Below are 17,000 nucleotides of genomic sequence, written 5' to 3' on the forward strand. Positions count from 1 at the left end.
CTAGGTCGCGGTCGTTTCGCCGGCGTTTCACCGGCGCACCACCCCGGTTTCGGTCCCCGGGGCGGGTCAGGGGCGCAGCAGCTGCTGGCCCCAGCCGTGGTCGGGGCGCTCGACGTCGATGGCGTTGCCGCGCACGACCGAGCGGGTGATGCGGCCGCCGTACCGCAGCCCGTCGTACGCCGAGATCGGGTTGCGGTGCGCCAGCCGGGTCGCCTCGATGCGGAAGTCGACCCCGGTGTCGTAGATCGCGAGGTCGGCGTCCGCCCCGGGCGCGATCCGGCCCTTGCGGGTCAGCCCGACCAGGTCGGCGGTGTTGCGCGACATCCAGCGCGACACCTGGGCCAGGCCGATGCCGCGGCGGCGGGCCTCCTGGGCCACCGCGCTGAAGCCGACCTGGAGCCCCGAGACGCCGCCCCACGCCTGCTGCAGGTCGCCGTCGCCCTTCTGCTTCTCGGCGGCGGTGGCCGGCGAGTGGTCGCTGACGACCGCGTCGATGATGCCGGCGCGCAGCGCCGACCAGAGCTCCTCGCGGTTGCCGGAGTCGCGGATCGGCGGGCAGCACTTGAACTGCGGCGCGGCGTCGGGGATGGTCTCGGCCGCGAAGCACAGGTAGTGCGGGCAGGTCTCGACCGTCACCGGCAGGCCCTCGTCGCGGGCGGCGGCGATGGCGTCGAGGGCGCGGGCCGAGGACAGGTGCAGCACGTGCACCCGGGCGCCGGTCTCGCGGGCGCCGTCGAGGACCTGGGTGATGGCCGCGACCTCGGCGCCGTCGGGACGCGAGCGCACGAAGTCGCGGTAGGAGCGGCTCGGCGCGGCGGGGGCGGCGTCGAGCACGGCGGCGTCCTCGGCGTGCACGATCATCAGCGCGTCGAGCCGGGCCACCTCCTTGAGGGCCAGCAGGAACTCGTCGGGGGCCAGCGGCGGGAACTCGTCGACCCCCGAGGGCGACAGGAAGCACTTGTAGCCGAACACCCCGGCCTCCCACAGCGGCTCGAGGTCGCCGAGGTTGCCCGGGACGGCGCCGCCCCAGAAGCCGACGTCGACCATCAGCTCGCCGCTCGCCGCCGCCTGCTTGGCGCGCAGCCCGGCCAGGGTGGTGGTCGGCGGGATCGAGTTGAGCGGCATGTCGACCAGGGTGGTGGCGCCGCCGAGCGCGGCGGCCTCGGTGGCCGAGACGAACCCCTCCCACTCGGTGCGGCCCGGCTCGTTGATGTGGACGTGGGTGTCCACGATCCCCGGGACGACGTACGCCGAGTCGGGCGCCCGCAGCACCAGGCCCTCGGCGTCGTGCTCGAAGGGCTCGATCGAGGCGACGGTGCCGCGGTGCAGCGTGATCGTGGCCGGGACGAACGCGTCGTCGACCAGCACCCGCCGCGCCTGGACGGCGTCGACCCTCATCCCTGGTCCGGCCCGGCGACGGGGCTGCCGCCGCGGAAGGAGCCGCCCTCCTCCAGCACCTCGGCCTCGTCGGGGCGCACCTCCAGGGCCGGGGCGGCGGTGAGCCCGGACGGCTCCTCCGGCACGCCGGGCAGCAGCACGTTGAAGAACAGGTTGAGCGTGAAGGCCACGATGGCGGCGGCGCTGATCTCGGAGTCGAAGATGGTCTGCCACCACTGCGGGAAGGCGCCCCAGAACTCCGGCCAGGCGATCGGGATCACGCCGAAGGCGACGGCGGCCGCGACGACGACGATGTTGTTGGTGCCGTCGTAGGTCACCTTGCCCAGCGTCCGCACCCCGCTCGCGGCGACCGACCCGAAGAGCACGACGCCGGCGCCCGCGAGCACGGGCAGCGGCAGCAGGCCCACCACTGCGGCCAGCCACGGCGAGAGGCCGAGCACGAACAGCACGCCGCCGCCGACCGCGACCGCGAAGCGGCTGCGGATGCCGGTGAGCGCGACCAGGCCGACGTTCTGCGCGAACGCGGTCGCGGGGAAGGAGTTGAACACCGGGGCGATCGCGGAGCTGACCATGTCGGCCCGCAGGCCGTTGCTGATGCGCTTGTTGTCGACGTCGGTGCCCACGACCTCGGCGACGGCCAGGATGTCGGCGGTCGTCTCGACCATGATCACCAGGATCACGATGGTCATCGACACGATGGCGCCGACCTGGAAGATCGGGGTGCCGAACTCGAAGGGCGTCGGGACGGCCACGACGGCGGCGTCGTCGCCGTTCCAGGTGGTCAGCCCGAAGATCGCGGCCACCACCGTGCCGGCGACCAGCGACAGCAGCACCGCCAGCCGCGAGAGCACCGGCACCTTGCTCAGCACCAGCACGAAGGCCAGCGACACCGCGGCCAGCGCGACCGAGCTGCCGGAGGCGGTCTCCTCCTGGTCGGTGATCCAGCCGCCCGCGACGGGCAGCAGCGAGAGGCCGATGACGAGGATGACCGAGCCGGTCACCACCGCCGGGAAGAAGCGCACGATGCGCGAGAACACCGGCGCGATCAGCAGCCCGATGACCGCCGAGACGATCACGGCGCCGAAGACGACCCGCAGGCCGCGCTCGCCGTTGCCCTCCCCCTCGGCCAGGATGATGGTGACCATCGTCGAGACGCTGGCGAAGGAGATGCCCTGCACCAGCGGCAGCTGCGAGCCGAAGAACGGCACCCCGATGGTCTGCAGCACGGTGGCCAGCCCGCTGACGAACAGCGCCGCGGACACGAGCAGGCCGGTCTGCTCGGGCGGGAGCCCGGCGACCCCGCCGATGATGAACGGCACGGCGATGACGCCGCCGAACATCGCGAGGATGTGCTGCACGCCGTACCCCACCAGCTGGGCGGCGGGGAGGTGCTCGTCCTCGGGACGTCGGGGGCGGCTCTGCGGCGAGCTCACCACGTTGCGGCCGGCCTCCTGCGGGGTGTGCGGGGTGTCGCTCATGGCGGACCTCCGGGTCCTGTGTCGTGCTCGGGAGGGGTCAGCAGAAGCCGGGCAGCGTCGCCCAGGCCTCCTCGACGACCGGCACGCCCTCGCGCTGCACGGTCGCCTGGATGAGTCCGTAGGGGCGGTCGGCGGCGAGGAAGACCTCGCCGGGGTTGTCCTGGCCGAACGGCGCCAGGTCGACCAGGAAGTGGTGCTTGTTGGGGCAGCTGAGCTTGACCTCGCCGATCTCGGGGTGTGCCTCGAGCACGGCCTTGCCGGCCGCGAAGATGGTCTGCTGCAGGGCCAGCGAGTGGACGCTCGCGAAGGTCTCGAGCAGCAGCGCCTTCACCTCGTCGTACGCCGTCGCGAAGTCGAGGCCGGCCGCGACGGCCTCCTCGGTGTAGCGCCACCACACCGTCATCGAGGTCGCCAGGATCCGGTCGTCGGTCTCGGCCAGGGTGGTCCACCGGTCGCGCGGGAAGCCGTGGAACTCCGAGCCGGTCGACTTCAGCACCACGCAGTCCTTGAAGCCGGCCAGGACGTGGACGTCCTCGCCGTCCACCTGCACGAGCGTGGTCCGGGTCTCCTGGCCCGTGCGCACGAACGCGTGGTCGTGGGGCGTGCCGCCGACCGGGATCCGGTCCCAGCCGAAGGACTCGGCCTCCCAGCGGCCGCCGTCGATCCAGGGGTACTCCGCGACGAAGTGGCGCCCGAGCGTCAGCAGGAACTGCTCGGGGCTGTGCACGCCGTGCTCGCGGGCCAGCGAGTAGACGGTGTTCTTCTGGGTGTCGGTGGCGACCACGCGGCTGTTGTCGCCCTCGGTGTGGCAGGCGGTGAAGTCGCCGCGCAGCTGCGAGGTGACGTTGAGGTCCTCGATCTCGTGCCGGTCGGTGTCGCGGGTGATCCGCACCAGGCGGCACTCGGCCTTGCCGTACTGGTTGGCCCCCAGCACCACGTCTCCACGCGCCATGTCAGCTCCCTCGGTAGGTGGTGTAGGACCACGGGCCCAGCAGCAGCGCCAGGTGCAGGTGGGCGTCGGGGCCGCTCGTGAACGCGACGACCACCTCGGGGTGGACGTGCTCGCGCCCGGCGGCGTCGAACCACGCGCCGGTCGCGAACCGCAGCCGGTGGGTGCCGGCGGCCAGGTCGGGCACGAACCGCACCCGCCCGTCGGCGTCGGTGACCGCGTCCTCGACCAGCTCGCCCCCCGGGCCGGTCAGCGCCACCGCGATGCCCGCCGCGGGGGCGCCCAGCCCGGCGTCGAGGACGTGGGTGCTCACGGTCGTCATGCGTCCACCAGGCCGGAGACCAGGCCGCGCAGCCGCAGCACGGCGATCTCGCGCAGCTGCCCGGCGGTGACCGCGAGCTCGGTGGCCGGGTCGTGGTCGAGCCGCTGCTCGAGCAGCTCGAGGATCTCGCCGGCGCTGCGGCCGGCGGCGCGCACCAGGAAGATCCGGTCGAAGCGCTCCTCGTAGGCCCGGTTGCCGGCCGCCAGCCGCGCGGCGAGGTCGGCGTCGCGGGCGTCGACCCCGGCCTGCTCGGCGGCCGAGTGGTCGGCCGCGGCACCGGCCCCGGCGTGGCGCTCCCCGATCCGCGGGTGGTCGGCCAGGGCCCGGGTGACCTCGGCGCCGCTCCACCCGGCGGCCAGCTCGTCGGCGTGGGCGAGGAGGGCGGCGGGGTCGGCGTACGGCCGGGCGGCGACGACCTGCTCGGCCCAGCGCGGGACGTCGGCGCAGCCGAGCAGCAGCGCGCGCGCCGCGGCCTCGTCGAGCGCGTCGAACTCCGAGATGTCCACGTCGGTCCCGTCCCTCACCCCGACCGGCGGTGCTCCCCCGGCCTCCGACCGGACGCTAGGACGCGGTCTTTACGGGCGTGGACCAGCGATGTTTCGGGTCTGTGACGAGAGCTCCTCGGCCAGCCGGAGCAGCGGCAGGTCGCGGCCGCGGGCGGCGACGAGGCAGGCGCCGGCGGGCAGGCCGGCCGCGGTGACCAGCGGCACGCCGAGCGCGGGCAGGCCGGCGATCCCGGCCAGGCAGGTGAGCCGCATCGTCGCGTCGCGGGTCGCCTGCAGCCGGTCGGCGAGGCCCGGGCCGAGCGGGGGCGCCACCGACGACGCCGAGGGCAGCACCAGCACGTGGTCGCCCACGAGCGCGTCGACCTCGGCGCGGGCACCGGCCAGCACCGCCCGCGCGTCGTCGGCCTCGCCCGCGGTGGTCCGCGCGCCGCGCTCGAAGCGGCTGCGGACGTCGGCGCCGAGAGTGTCGAGCCGCGGCTCCAGCCACGCGCCGTGGGAGTCCCAGGCCTCCCACGCCTGCAGGGTCTGGAAGGCCACGAGCCACCCGGCGAGGTCCTCGGGGCGCCAGTCGAGCGCGTCGGCCCCGTGGCGCTCGGCGAAGCCGGTCACGGCCGCGCGCACGTCCGGCTCGGCGAGCGCCAGCAGCGCCGGCACGGTCACCAGCGCGCTCGGGTCGATCTCGGGCCCGTCGTGCGTCGGGAGCAGCACCTCGCCGACCCGTCGCAGCGTCTCGGTGTCGCGGGCCAGCCAGCCCACGGTGTCGAAGGACGGCGCCAGCGGCAGCAGGCCCGTGCGCGGGACGGCGTCGTGGGTGGTGCGCAGCCCGCACAGGCCCTGGTACGCCGCGGGCACCCGGATCGATCCGCCGGTGTCGGTGCCCAGGCCGATGCTCGCGTGGCCCAGGGAGACCGCGCTGGCCGAGCCCGACGACGAGCCGCCGGGGATGCGCCGGGGGGCGCGGGGGTTGGGCGGGGTGCCGTGGTGGGCGTTGGTGCCGGCCAGGCTGTAGGCCAGCTCGTCGGTGCGGGCGATGCCGGTGACGTCGGCCCCCTCCTCGAGCAGCCGCGCCACCGCCCAGGCGTGGTCGGGCTCCGGGCTCGCGGCCGCCAGCCAGGCGGGGTTGCCGGCGCCGACGCGGTGGCCCGCGACGGCGTACAGGTCCTTCACGGCGACGCCCTCGCCCGCGAGCAGCCCCTCGCCGTCGGTCGTGGTCGTCGGCACCAGCGGCGCCCCCACCACCCGCCAGACCCGGTCGTCGAGCGCGGGCGCCGCGACCGTGACGTGGGCCGCGGTGACCACCCAGCCGGACGGCTGCCGCTCCCAGACCTGGGTCTGCAGGCCGCGACCGCCGCGCAGCAGCTCGGTCACCGCCACCACGACGGCGTGGGCCTCGCCGAGCACCTGCACCCGGGTCTCGACCAGGCGCCGCGCGGGCGCGCCACCCCGCCCGCCCCGGAAGGCCGCGATGGCGTCGTGGCCCACGAGCAGGCCGGCGGCGTCGCCGCGCAGGGTGCCGGGCCCCGGAGCGAAGAGCCGGTCGAGGGTGGGGACGTCATCGGCCATCAGCGCCTGCTCGTAGGCCGCGAACGCCTCCTCGAGCCCGACGGGCCACGTCGGCCCGGTCTGCCCCGTCGGCCCGGTCACCGGTCGACCCGCGCGAAGTCGGACTTGCGGACGCGCGCGTGCACGCCCTTGACCACGTCGACGACCTGCGAGATGTCGAAGTCGGTGGCGGCGGAGAGGTAGGCCAGCGCCAGGCTCGGGTCCATCCCCCACCGCGCCTGCAGCAGCGCGACGGCAGCGCGCACGCAGTCGGCCACCGCCACGTCGAGGTCCTCGTCCATCCCGGTGGGCACCAGGAACTCCGAGGTCTCCGCGAGCGGTCCGGCGAGCTCGCCGAAGCGGCGCACGGCGTCCTCGTGGGGCACCACGTCGACCTGCAGGGTGGCCCGCAGCGACGCCTCCATCGCGGTCAGCGCCACCTCGCCGTCGCCCTGCGCGAAGTGGGGGTCGCCGACGTAGAGGCCGGCGCCCTCGACCTGGACGGGCAGGTAGAGCGTCGCGCCGACGGTCAGCAGGTTGATGTCGATGTTGCCGCCGTGCGGGCCCGGTGGCACCGAGTGGGGACGCCGGTCGCCGGCCACGGCGACCCCGATGATGCCGAGGAAGGGGTGCAGCTCGAACTCCACGAGCCGCTCGCCCCCGGCCACCAGCGGCAGCTGCCCGCGGGTCCCGGTGTCGTCGACCGAGGCGAACGCGCTGAACACCGGCGCCCCGTCGAGCGGGAACTCCCCCGGGAGCGCTCCCTTGCCGTGGCGGTTGGAGACCACGCCGTACGGCACCCGCGGGAGCGTCTCGCGCACCGTGACCGCGAGCAGGTCGCCGGGTCGGGCGCCCTCGACGTGCACCGGCCGCGACACCACGTGGGGGCCGTCGACGCCGAAGGTGCGGGGGTGGGTGCGCTCGTCGGTGGCGCACAGGGCGACGGCGTCGTCGAGGACGTGCGCCACGTCGTGGGCCCCGAAGAACGCGCGCGGGTCCCGGCCCTGGTCCTCCAGGATCCCCTCGTGGCTCAGGGTGTCGAAGGTGACCTCGGCCCCCGGCTCGACCCGCGCCACCGGGTCGTCGGCCTCGCAGGGCAGCCGGCCCCACAGGACGTGGTCGGGCGTCGAGGGGACGTACGTCGACCCGCGGACGGGCCCCTCGCCGCAGGGCAGCGCATCGATCGCCGGGCTCATGGCCCGCGACCCTAGGCCGCCCGTGTTTCGCCCGTGTTCCGCCCGGCCCAGGCCCGCCAGCCGGTTGTGTTCGTAGTGTTCACGACGTGACCGACCTCACGGACTCGCGGGTAACCGGTCCCGAGGTGGAGGATGCCCGACATGGCCGACAAGAAGCGCAGAGCAGCAACCAGCGGGTCCTACAGCATCACGGTGCGACTGTTCACCGAGGTCGACCCGGCCCTGGTGGGCCAGATCGCCACCGCGATCGCCTCGGAGGGCGGCATCGTCACCGCCCTCGACGTCGCGGAGTCGCGCCACGACCGGATCGTCTACGACGTCACCTGCTCGGCCACCGACTCCGAGCACGCCACGGAGATCGTCGACCACCTCCGCACCCTCGAGGGCATCACCGTCCACAAGGTCTCCGACCGCACCTTCCTGCTCCACATCGGCGGCAAGATCGAGGTCACCTCCAAGGTCCCGCTCCGCACCCGTGACGACCTCTCGATGGCCTACACCCCCGGCGTGGGGCGGGTCAGCCTGGCGCTGGCCGAGAACCCCTCCGACGTCGCCCGCCTCACCGTCAAGGGCAACAGCGTCGCGGTCGTCACCGACGGCTCCGCCGTCCTCGGCCTGGGCAACATCGGGCCCGGCGCCGCGCTGCCGGTGATGGAGGGCAAGGCCGCGCTGTTCAAGCGCTTCGCCAACATCGACGCCTGGCCGATCTGCCTCGACACCCAGGACACCGACCGCATCGTCGACGTGGTGGCCGCGATCGCCCCCGGCTTCGGCGGCATCAACCTCGAGGACATCGCCGCGCCCCGCTGCTTCGAGATCGAGCGCCGGCTGCGCGAGCGCCTCGACATCCCCGTCTTCCACGACGACCAGCACGGCACCGCGATCGTGGTGCTCGCGGCCCTGACCAACGCGCTGCGGTGCGTGTCCAAGGAGCTGGCCTCGGTGCGCGTCGTGGTCGCCGGTGCCGGTGCGGCCGGCACCGCCATCGTCACCCTGCTGCTCGCCGCGGGTGCGGCCGACGTCGTGGTGTGCGACAAGGACGGCGCCCTCGCCGAGGGCGACGAGTCCCTCTCCCCGGCCATGGCCGACCTGGCCGCGCGCACCAACCCGCGCCGGGTCAGCGGTGACCTCCACACCGCCCTCACCGACGCCGACGTCTTCATCGGCGTCAGCGCCCCGGGCGTGCTCCAGGCCGAGTGGATCCCCGACATGGCGAAGGACCCGATCGTCTTCGCGCTGGCCAACCCCGACCCCGAGATCGACCCCGCCGAGGCCGCGCCGCACGCCGCCGTGGTGGCCAGCGGCCGCTCCGACTACCCCAACCAGATCAACAACGTGCTGGCCTTCCCGGGCGTCTTCCGCGGCCTGCTCGACGCCCGCGCCAGCGACGTCACCGTCGAGATGCTGCTGCGCGCCGCCGACGCGATCGCGCACTGCGTCAGCGACGAGGAGCTCAACGCCAGCTACATCATCCCGAGCGTGTTCGACTCCAAGGTGCCCAAGGCGGTCGCCCGGGCGATCCAGGGCATCTGAGGCCCGACCCAGCCGAGAGGCCACGGCTCAGCGGCAGAACGCGTGCACGTGGAGCACCTCGGGGTGCCCACCCTCGAAGACGTGGGCCAGGGCCGGTCCGACCCAGCGCGCCCCGGCGTACGTCGTGACCGGTCCGTCGTCCCCCCGGACGGTGAGCACGACGTGGCCCGGGATGCGTCCGGCCATGTCCGGCGGCGCGCTGCGCGTCCAGCAGCCGTGGTCCCGGACCAGCCGCGCCACCTGCTCGGGACTCGTGGCGCCGGGGGTCTGGTCCGAGGTGGGCCGCCCGCCGATGATCGGCAGGCCGGAGTAGGTGCCCCTGGCCGCGACCACGGTCCCCAGCCCGACGACCATCACGGCCGCGAAGCCCACCAGGAACCACAGGGGGCGCCCCAGCCCGAGCCCCAGGGCCTGCCGGAGGGTCTGCGGCCTTCGGTCTCGTTGGCGTCGTCGGCCAGCCATGACCGACCCAACGACGGGGGTCCGGACCGGTCACGACGCAGTGCCCACACCGTGGACGCCCCTGCGCCGGCGGCGCGGAGCGCACGTCAGCTCCAGCGGGCTGCGAGCTCGCCGACGACCTTGGCGTTGCGGTTGGTCGAGACGCCCAGCAGGCGGGTGAGACCGGGCGGCAGGAACGCCCCGGCCGCGACGTCGTCCTCGACCAGCAGGTGCACCGCGCGGCCGCTCACGTGGACCTCGCGGCCCCCGCCCGAGGTCGCCTCGATCGCGGCGGCCAGGTCGGGCGGCGGGGCCTCGCGCAGCAGCTCGACGTAGTGCCGGCCCGGTCGTGCGTACGCCGCCGCGTCGGCCGCCACCGCCGCCAGCTCGGCCGGGGAGAGGACGATCGTCGGCACCTCGAAGCCCCGGTCGGCGAGGAACGCCGCCTCCAGCCGCTGCTCCACCCGCGCCGCCGACCGCAGCGGCAGCCGCAACCGCACGTTGCCGGTGTTGATGTGGGTCTCGACGTCCTGCCCGCCCACGGACTCCACGACGCGCACGATGTCGCCCTTGGGGAACTTCCGGCGGGCCCCGAGGTTGATCGCGCGCAGCAGGGCGACGTAGGTCGGCACCCGGGCACCCTCCCACGCCGGCCCGGGCCTGTCGTCGTGGTGTGCTCGACGCCAGCTACTTCATCCCGAGCGTGGTCGACTCCCAGGGCTCGCGTCGTCGGAGGGAGCCCGTGTCGCGAACCAGGCGTAGGCCGCCTCCAGCTCGGCCGACATCCGGGGACCCCCGTGCCCCTCGTCCTCGACCACGACGAGTCGGCTCGCCGGCCACCGTCGGTGCAGCTCCCACGGCGTCTCGACCGGTCCGCTGACGTCGAGCCGCCCGTGCACCAGGACGGCCGGCAGGTGGGTGATCCGGGCGAGCCCGTCCAGCACCCCGCGCTCGCCGAGCCAGCAGTCGTGGGCCCAGGAGTGGACCACGTGGAGCGCGAAGCCGAGCTGCTCCTCGTCGGCGAGGTCTACCAGCCCCGGTGACGCCTGCTCCCCCGCGGCCACGACGCCGACCCGCACGTGGGTGTCCTCCCAGGCGCACCACGCCCGGGCGGCGGTCAGCCGCACCTCGGCGTCCGGGTGGGTGAGCCTGTACAGGTAGGCCTCCAGCAGCGGCTGCCCCGGCGCCCGGCCGGAGGCCGCGTCGAGCGCGGACCAGGCCTCGGGGAATACCCGCCCCATCCCCCGGCTGATCCAGTCGAGCTCGCGGCGCGACCCGGTGGTGACCGCGACCAGGGCCAGCCCGGTCACGCGATCGGGGTGCGCCTCGGCGTACGCCAGGGCCAGCGTGGTGCCCCAAGACCCGCCCGAGACCAGCCAGGACGCCACCCCGAGGTGCTCGCGCACGGCCTCCAGGTCGGCCACCATCCGCTGCGTGGTGAGGCCGTCGAGGTCGAACCCGGGCTCGGTCACCAGCGGTCGGCTCCGTCCGCACGCGCGTTGGTCGAGCCCGATGATGCGCCACACCGCCGGGTCCGGACGCCGGCGGTAGCCTCCGCCGCCCAGCCCGCTCCCGGGCCCGCCGTGCAGCCACACCAGGGGGCGGCCCTCGGGGTTGCCGGAGCACTCCCAGTAGAGCTCGGCCCCGTCGTCAACGGTGAGCAGGCCGGCGACGTACGGCTCGATCGGGGGGTGCGGCACGGGCCCACGCTAGGCCCGATGATGGACGCCCACCCCACCCCGACCCACCCGGGAGGCCACCATGGACACGATCCACCTGCGGGTCCGCGACGGACAGGTCGAGGACGCCGGGTCGTGGCTCTACGTCTGGGTGCGGGCGGGTGGCGAGGTCGTCCACGTCGGCGGCACCGGGCTGGCACCCCAGGTCCGGACCTGGCTGCACCTGCACCACGACGACCCGGCGGTCGGGAGGGTCGCGGCACGCCACCCCGGTGCGGCCACCGAGGCCCTCGACGTCCACGCCTGCCGGATCCCCGACGGGGTCGACCGGGCGGCGGCCAGGGCGGAGCTCGTGGCCCGGTTGGCCGCGCGCGGCCGGCTCGGGGCGGCGTACGTCGGTGAGCCGCCGGAGCCGGTCGACAGCCCCGACGAGGTGCGTCGCGTCGTCGACGAGGTGGAGCAAGAGCTGCGCGACGTGCTCGGCGCGTAGGGGTCGTCAGCTCCAGCGGGCGGCGAGCTCGCCGACGACCTCGGCGTTGCGGTTGGTCGCGGCGGCCAGGTCGGGCGGCGGGGACTGGTGGAGCAGGGCGACGTAGGTCGGCACCCGGGCACCCTCCCACGCCGACCCGCCCGCGTCGTGGGGGTCACCGGGCGCCGGGGCGCCCCCTCACCCTCACGACCCGGGCCTGTCGGCGGGGCGGGCTAGGTTCCTCCGGTGAGCTTCGTACCGCTGCAGGGCCAGGCGACCTGGCTGCCCCAGCAGCCGGCGCGGCACAGCGAGGTCGAGTTCTCCGGTCCCCGGCGCAGCGTGCGGCTGCCGCTCAAGGGGGCGATCCCGGTGCTGACGCGGGCCGTGCGGGTCGAGGACGCCCACCCCTCGGTCGGGCTGCTGAGCGGCGCCACGCTGCTGGCGATGAAGCTGGTCGCGGCGGGACGGGTGCGCCGCACCGAGGCCGGCGACGCGTGGCGCATCGGTCCGCTCCAGCCCGACGACGACGACCGGGTCCGGGCGCTGGCCACCTCCCGCGCCCACGCCGGCACCACGGTGGACGACGCCGAGGAGGTGATCCGGCAGCTGCTCGACGCCGTGGCCGACACCATGGTCCGGGCCCCGGGCGCGACCTCGGTCGCCACCGCCGGCCCCGACGGGGCACCGGCTCGGACCCGGGTCCGGTGGGCCGAGCGCCTGGCCGCGGCCCAGGCGGAGGCGGAGGACCCCGAGCCCGACGGCCTGCCCGACCGGGTCCGCGTCACGCTGCGCCTCGAGGCCCCCGAGGAGGTCCTGGCCGGCGGCGGGGTGGTGCTGGTGCCGCAGGCCCACGACCTCGACGACGAGACCGTCTTCGTCGACGTCGCCCGGCTGTGGCGCGAAGGCCCCGAGGAGCACGGCTTCTCCGCGCGCGCCCGGCTCTCGGCCACCGTCGCGCTCGGCGAGGCGGCCCAGGCCTGGGAGCCGCTGGGCCGGCTGCTGCGCGAGCAGGTGCCCGACCAGCTGCTGCTCGACGGCGAGGAGCTCACCGCCCTGCTCGACGGGGGGCTGGAGGCCCTCGACGCGGTCGGGGTCGACGTCTTCTGGCCGCGCGGGCTGCGCAGCGAGCTGGTCCCGCAGGGGCGCGTCGAGGTCGACAGCGGGCCCCGCGAGGGTCCCCTCATGGACGGCCTCTTCGGACCCGACTCGCTGTTCCGCTTCGACTGGCGCCTGGCGCTGGCGGGCCAGCAGCTGAGCGACGAGGAGATGCTCGCGCTCGCCGAGGCCACCACGCCGGTGATCCGGCTGCGCGACAACTGGGTCGTCATCGACCCCGTGGTGGCCCGCCGCGCCCGCAAGCGCGTCAAGGCCGGGCTCGACCAGGCCGACCGCCCGATCGCGCCCGCCGCCGCCCTCCAGGCCGCGCTCACCGGCCGGCTCTACCTCGACGGCGGCGCCATGGAGGTGCACCCCGGCGCCACGCTGGAGAAGGTCCGCGACCGCGTGGTGGGGGCCGCGACCGCGGCGCCGCTGCCCGACCCGCCGGGGCTGCGGGCGACGCTGCGCGACTACCAGCGCCAGGGGGTCACCTGGCTGGCCGAGCTGACCGGGGCCGGGCTCGGGGCCTGCCTGGCCGACGACATGGGCCTGGGCAAGACGGTCACCCTGATCGCGCTCCACCTGCACCGGCGCGACCGCGGGCTGCTGGCGGGCCCGACCCTGGTGGTGTGCCCCGCCAGCCTGCTGGGCAACTGGAAGGCCGAGATCCGGCGCTTCGCCCCCGGGGTCGACGTACGCCGCTTCCACGGCGCCTCGCGCTCCCTGGTCGGCGTCGGCGACGGGTTCGTGCTCACCACCTACGGCACCATGCGCGCCGACACCTCCACCGAGCACGGCGGCGACCTGGCCGCGGTCGGGTGGGACCTGGTGGTGGCCGACGAGGCGCAGCACGTCAAGAACGCCCGCTCCACCACCGCCCGCAACCTGCGCACCCTCACCTCCCGGTGCCGGGTCGCCCTCACCGGCACCCCGGTCGAGAACGACCTCACCGAGCTGTGGGCGATCCTCGACTGGGCCACGCCCGGGCTGCTGGGGTCGCGCAACGCCTTCCGCAAGGTGTGGGCCGCCCCCATCGAGAGCGGGGTCGACCCCTCGGTCGCGCGCCGCTTCGCCCAGCTCGTCGAGCCCTTCCTGCTGCGCCGGCGCAAGACCGACCCCGGCATCGCGCCGGAGCTGCCCGCCAAGACCGAGACCGACCACGTCGTGGGCCTGACCCGCGAGCAGGTGGTGCTCTACGAGACGCTCGTGCGCGAGTCGATGCGCCGCATCGAGGACGCCGACGAGGACACCCGGCGCGGGCTGGTGCTGGCCCTGCTCACCGGGCTGAAGCAGATCTGCAACCACCCGGCCCACTACCTGCGCCAGCCCGGCGGACGGCTGCGCGGGCGCTCCCACAAGCTCGAGCTGCTCGACGAGCTGCTCGCGACCATCCTGGCCGAGGGCGGGGCGGTGCTGCTCTTCACGCAGTACGTCGAGATGGCCCGCCTCCTCGAGCGCCACCTGGCCGCCGCCGGCACGCCCACGCTCTTCCTCCACGGCGGCACGCCCGTCGCCACCCGCGAGCAGCTCGTCCGCGACTTCCAGGCCGGGGCCGCCCCGGTGTTCCTGCTCTCGCTCAAGGCCGGTGGCACGGGCCTCAACCTGACCCGCGCCGACCACGTGGTCCACGTCGACCGCTGGTGGAACCCCGCGGTCGAGGACCAGGCCACCGACCGGGCCCACCGGATCGGCCAGACGCGCCCGGTGCAGGTGCACCGGCTCATCACCGAGGGCACCATCGAGGAGCGCGTCGGCGAGCTGCTCGCCCGCAAGCGCTCGCTGGCAGACGCCGTGCTCGGACGGGGCGAGGCCGCCCTCACCGAGCTGTCCGACGCCGAGCTGCACGACCTCGTCTCCCTGCGCCGCACGGGCCTCTATCCCGATGCCTGACCCGCTGGTCCTGCCCCGCAGCCCGCGCCGGCGGGGTGCGGTGGCGCGCAGCGACACCTGGTGGGGCCGGGCGTTCGTGCGCTCCTTCGAGGAGCTCGCCCTCGACGCCGCCGACCTCGTGACCGCCCGGTCGCTGGCCCGGTCGGGCCGCTTCGGTGCCATCGTGGTGCTCGAGGCGATGGCCTCGGCCGTCCTCGACCCCGCCAGCGAGCAGCCGCTCATGACCCAGCTCAAGGTCGAGCGCCTCGACGCCGCCGGCTGGACGACCTTCGCCCGCGAGGCGGCCCGCGAGAGCGGCTTCACCGCCGCGCTCGAGGTGGGCTCGCTGCCCGTCGACCTGGTCGAGCACGCCGACGAGGCGGGCGTCGAGCTGCTCCCCGGCGCCTCCGACCTCGACAGCGCCTGCGAGTGCGACGGCTGGGCGCAGCCCTGCGTCCACGCGCTCGCCCTGCTCTACCTGCTCGCCTGGCACGTCGACCGCGACCCCTACGTGCTGCTGCTCCTGCGAGGCCGCACCCGCGAGCACCTGCTCGCCGAGGTCCACGAGCTGGCCGCCGGCACGCTCTCGCCCGGCGCCGCCGAGCGCGACGAGGCCCGCCGCCGCGCCGCCCAGGTGCTGGCGCTGGCCCAGGACTCCCCGACCGGTCACGGGCTGGCCGACGCGGCCGTGGCGGCGTACGACGAGGCCGTGGCCCGGCTGCTCTGAGGTCCCGGCCGGTGCCGGTCGGGCGAAACCCCAGCGGTGGGCAGGCTGCGTCCCTACCCTGAGCGTGCCTGCTGGGGGGTCCGGTGGCGCTGACCTCGGAGGCACCATGTCCCGTTCGCTGGCCGCGTTCGCCGCCACCACGATGGCCGCAGCCCTGCTGAGCGTCACCGCGCCGGCCGAGGCCGCGACGTACTCGTCCTCGGGACAGCGCTGCACGAAGGTCGGAACGGCCCGTGCCGACCGCCTGGTGGGCACCTCGCGCAACGACGTGATCTGCGGCCGCGGCGGCAACGACGTCATCACCGGCGGGGGCGGCAACGACGTCATCGACGGTGGCTCGGGCGCCGACCGGGTGGACGCCGGCACGGGCAACGACCGGGTGTACGCCGGCTCCGGTCGCGACGTGGTCACCGGGTCGTCAGGGGACGACCGGCTGGTCGGGGGCGACGACGACGACACGATCGAGGGCAGCCCCGGCGACGACGCGCTGTTCGGTGGCACGGGCGACGACGACCTGCTGGGAGGCACCGGCAGCGACGACGTCGACGGCGGAGCAGGCACGAACTACTGCGACGAGCCGTCCGAGGACCGCCAGACGGCCTGCACGGTCGACCAGGAGGCACCCCGCATCCTGGAGGTCCGTCCCGACCGGTCGAGCGTCGACGTCAGCACTGCCGCCCAGGTGGTCACCGTCATGGTCCACGCGGTCGACGACACCGGCATCCTCGTCGTGACGCTCGAGGCCACCTCGCACGACGGCGCCAACAGGCTGCTGGCCAGCTCACGCACGCGGACGAGCGGGACGCCGCGCGACGGGTGGTGGCGGGTCCGCCTCGAGGTGCCGCGCTTCCTGCCCAGCGCGACGTGGGACCTCCAGGCCTCCCTGCAGGACCGGTTGATGCGCGCCGGGGGCGCCGAGGTCACCCCCGAGCTGACCGTCGTCGACGACCACCCCGACCTCGCCGCACCGGTCGTGCGGTCGTTCGCGGCCACCCGGACCCGCGTGGACGTCCGGCAGGCGCCGGCCTCCCTGGCCGTCCGGACGCGCATCACCGACGACGCGTCCGGGGTCCACGACGTCCTGGCGTGCGCCGAACCCCTCACCGACCAGGGCTACGGACAGGGCACCGACCACTGCTGGGGCACCCCTCGCACCAGCGGCACCGCCACGGACAGCTTCTGGGACATCCACTTCGAGATGTCGCGCCGGGCCCCGAGCGGGACCTACGCCTTCAGGATCTGCACGAGCGACCGCGCCCACACGGACCGGACGACGTGCTGGATCAGCCAGGCCGAGGCGGACTACCGGCGCTCGCGGGGCTGGCCGGTCACGGCGCCCCTCCTCCCCGGAGGCGGCGGCACCCTCGAGGTGGTCGGCCTGGGCGAGGACGTCAACGCCCCCGTGCTGGGCACGGTCACCGTGAGCCCCGCGGTGGTGGACGCCTCCGCCGGCGCGCGTCGGGCCTACGTGTACGTCCGCGCCACCGACGTCGAGGGGCTCGACCAGGGAGACATCCTGGTGAGCGTCTACCACGAGGACGGCAGGACCGTCCTGCAGAGCCGTTACTGGGCCTTCCCCCACGAAGGCACCCCACAGGACGGGACCTGGCGCGTCCCCCTCGACGTCCTCGGTGGAACGCCGCCGGGACGCTACGTCGTCGAGGTCACGCTGCGTGACCGGGCCCACGAGACGACGTACGCCCCGGCCGACCACCTGATCGGCACCGGGTGGGTGGCCTTCACGTCCGGCCAGGCCACGAACGGCGGCTACCTCGTGGTGCGCTGACGGCTGC

The 17,000-nt window shown here is 75.0% G+C and carries 15 protein-coding genes; 5 read left to right on the forward strand and 10 right to left on the reverse strand.

Translation table 11 applies throughout. From position 1 onward, the window contains the following. Positions 1 to 66: 66 nt before the first annotated feature. The 7 genes from allB to BLU55_RS12965 all read right to left on the reverse strand — a co-directional run bounded on the left by allB (position 67) and on the right by BLU55_RS12965 (position 7,391). Positions 67 to 1,398, reverse strand: coding sequence for an allantoinase AllB (gene allB, locus BLU55_RS12935; protein ID WP_091730367.1), 1,332 nt, complete (start codon positions 1,396 to 1,398; stop codon positions 67 to 69). Further along, the gene (locus BLU55_RS12940) at positions 1,395 to 2,876 is read right to left on the reverse strand and encodes a nucleobase:cation symporter-2 family protein (RefSeq protein ID WP_091730370.1); all 1,482 of its coding nucleotides are present in this window, start codon (positions 2,874 to 2,876) and stop codon (positions 1,395 to 1,397) included. The genes allB and BLU55_RS12940 overlap by 4 nt, the downstream gene beginning before the upstream one ends. A gap of 37 nt (positions 2,877 to 2,913) precedes the next feature. Continuing rightward, the gene (gene pucL, locus BLU55_RS12945; RefSeq protein ID WP_091730372.1) at positions 2,914 to 3,828 is read right to left on the reverse strand and encodes a factor-independent urate hydroxylase; all 915 of its coding nucleotides are present in this window, start codon (positions 3,826 to 3,828) and stop codon (positions 2,914 to 2,916) included. 1 nt (position 3,829) lies between these two features. Next, the gene (gene uraH, locus BLU55_RS12950) at positions 3,830 to 4,147 is read right to left on the reverse strand and encodes a hydroxyisourate hydrolase (protein WP_091730375.1); all 318 of its coding nucleotides are present in this window, start codon (positions 4,145 to 4,147) and stop codon (positions 3,830 to 3,832) included. Next, complete coding sequence (gene uraD / locus BLU55_RS12955; protein ID WP_091730378.1) at positions 4,144 to 4,653, reverse strand: 2-oxo-4-hydroxy-4-carboxy-5-ureidoimidazoline decarboxylase; 510 nt, start codon at positions 4,651 to 4,653, stop codon at positions 4,144 to 4,146. The genes uraH and uraD overlap by 4 nt, the downstream gene beginning before the upstream one ends. 69 nt (positions 4,654 to 4,722) lie before the next feature. Beyond that, positions 4,723 to 6,297 (reverse strand): AtzH-like domain-containing protein, encoded by a 1,575-nt coding sequence (locus tag BLU55_RS12960; protein ID WP_231916867.1) that lies wholly within the window; start codon positions 6,295 to 6,297, stop codon positions 4,723 to 4,725. Next, a complete protein-coding gene (locus tag BLU55_RS12965) occupies positions 6,294 to 7,391 on the reverse strand; it encodes an acetamidase/formamidase family protein (RefSeq protein ID WP_091730381.1) in 1,098 nt (365 codons plus the stop codon). The genes BLU55_RS12960 and BLU55_RS12965 overlap by 4 nt, the downstream gene beginning before the upstream one ends. A 141-nt stretch (positions 7,392 to 7,532) precedes the next feature. On the opposite strand from BLU55_RS12965, the gene BLU55_RS12970 reads away from it, so the two are divergent. Further along, complete coding sequence (locus BLU55_RS12970; protein ID WP_197680987.1) at positions 7,533 to 8,924, forward strand: NAD-dependent malic enzyme; 1,392 nt, start codon at positions 7,533 to 7,535, stop codon at positions 8,922 to 8,924. A gap of 27 nt (positions 8,925 to 8,951) precedes the next feature. Here the strand turns inward: BLU55_RS12970 and BLU55_RS12975 are convergent, their stop codons facing one another. From BLU55_RS12975 to BLU55_RS12985, 3 genes are all read right to left on the reverse strand, one after another. Beyond that, positions 8,952 to 9,296, reverse strand: coding sequence for a hypothetical protein (locus BLU55_RS12975; protein ID WP_091730387.1), 345 nt, complete (start codon positions 9,294 to 9,296; stop codon positions 8,952 to 8,954). Positions 9,297 to 9,472: 176 nt separating this feature from the next. Next, complete coding sequence (locus BLU55_RS12980) at positions 9,473 to 9,997, reverse strand: DUF1697 domain-containing protein (RefSeq protein ID WP_091730389.1); 525 nt, start codon at positions 9,995 to 9,997, stop codon at positions 9,473 to 9,475. A gap of 60 nt (positions 9,998 to 10,057) precedes the next feature. Beyond that, positions 10,058 to 11,065, reverse strand: a complete 1,008-nt coding sequence (locus BLU55_RS12985; protein WP_091730390.1) for an alpha/beta fold hydrolase — start codon at positions 11,063 to 11,065, stop codon at positions 10,058 to 10,060. 61 nt (positions 11,066 to 11,126) lie between these two features. On the opposite strand from BLU55_RS12985, the gene BLU55_RS12990 reads away from it, so the two are divergent. The 4 genes from BLU55_RS12990 to BLU55_RS13005 all read left to right on the forward strand — a co-directional run bounded on the left by BLU55_RS12990 (position 11,127) and on the right by BLU55_RS13005 (position 16,993). Further along, positions 11,127 to 11,534 carry a hypothetical protein gene (locus BLU55_RS12990; RefSeq protein WP_091730392.1) on the forward strand — a complete coding sequence of 136 codons (408 nt, stop codon included), beginning with the start codon at positions 11,127 to 11,129 and terminating at the stop codon, positions 11,532 to 11,534. Between the two features lie 225 nt (positions 11,535 to 11,759). Next, positions 11,760 to 14,501, forward strand: coding sequence for a DEAD/DEAH box helicase (locus tag BLU55_RS12995; RefSeq protein ID WP_091730394.1), 2,742 nt, complete (start codon positions 11,760 to 11,762; stop codon positions 14,499 to 14,501). Next, complete coding sequence (locus BLU55_RS13000; RefSeq protein WP_091730397.1) at positions 14,494 to 15,207, forward strand: SWIM zinc finger family protein; 714 nt, start codon at positions 14,494 to 14,496, stop codon at positions 15,205 to 15,207. The genes BLU55_RS12995 and BLU55_RS13000 overlap by 8 nt, the downstream gene beginning before the upstream one ends. Positions 15,208 to 15,313: 106 nt before the next feature. Then, a complete protein-coding gene (locus BLU55_RS13005; RefSeq protein WP_091730399.1) occupies positions 15,314 to 16,993 on the forward strand; it encodes a hypothetical protein in 1,680 nt (559 codons plus the stop codon). The last annotated feature ends 7 nt before the right edge of the window (positions 16,994 to 17,000 follow it).

It is taken from the genome of Nocardioides scoriae (assembly GCF_900104965.1).
Taxonomy (GTDB): Bacteria; Actinomycetota; Actinomycetes; order Propionibacteriales; family Nocardioidaceae; genus Marmoricola; species Marmoricola scoriae.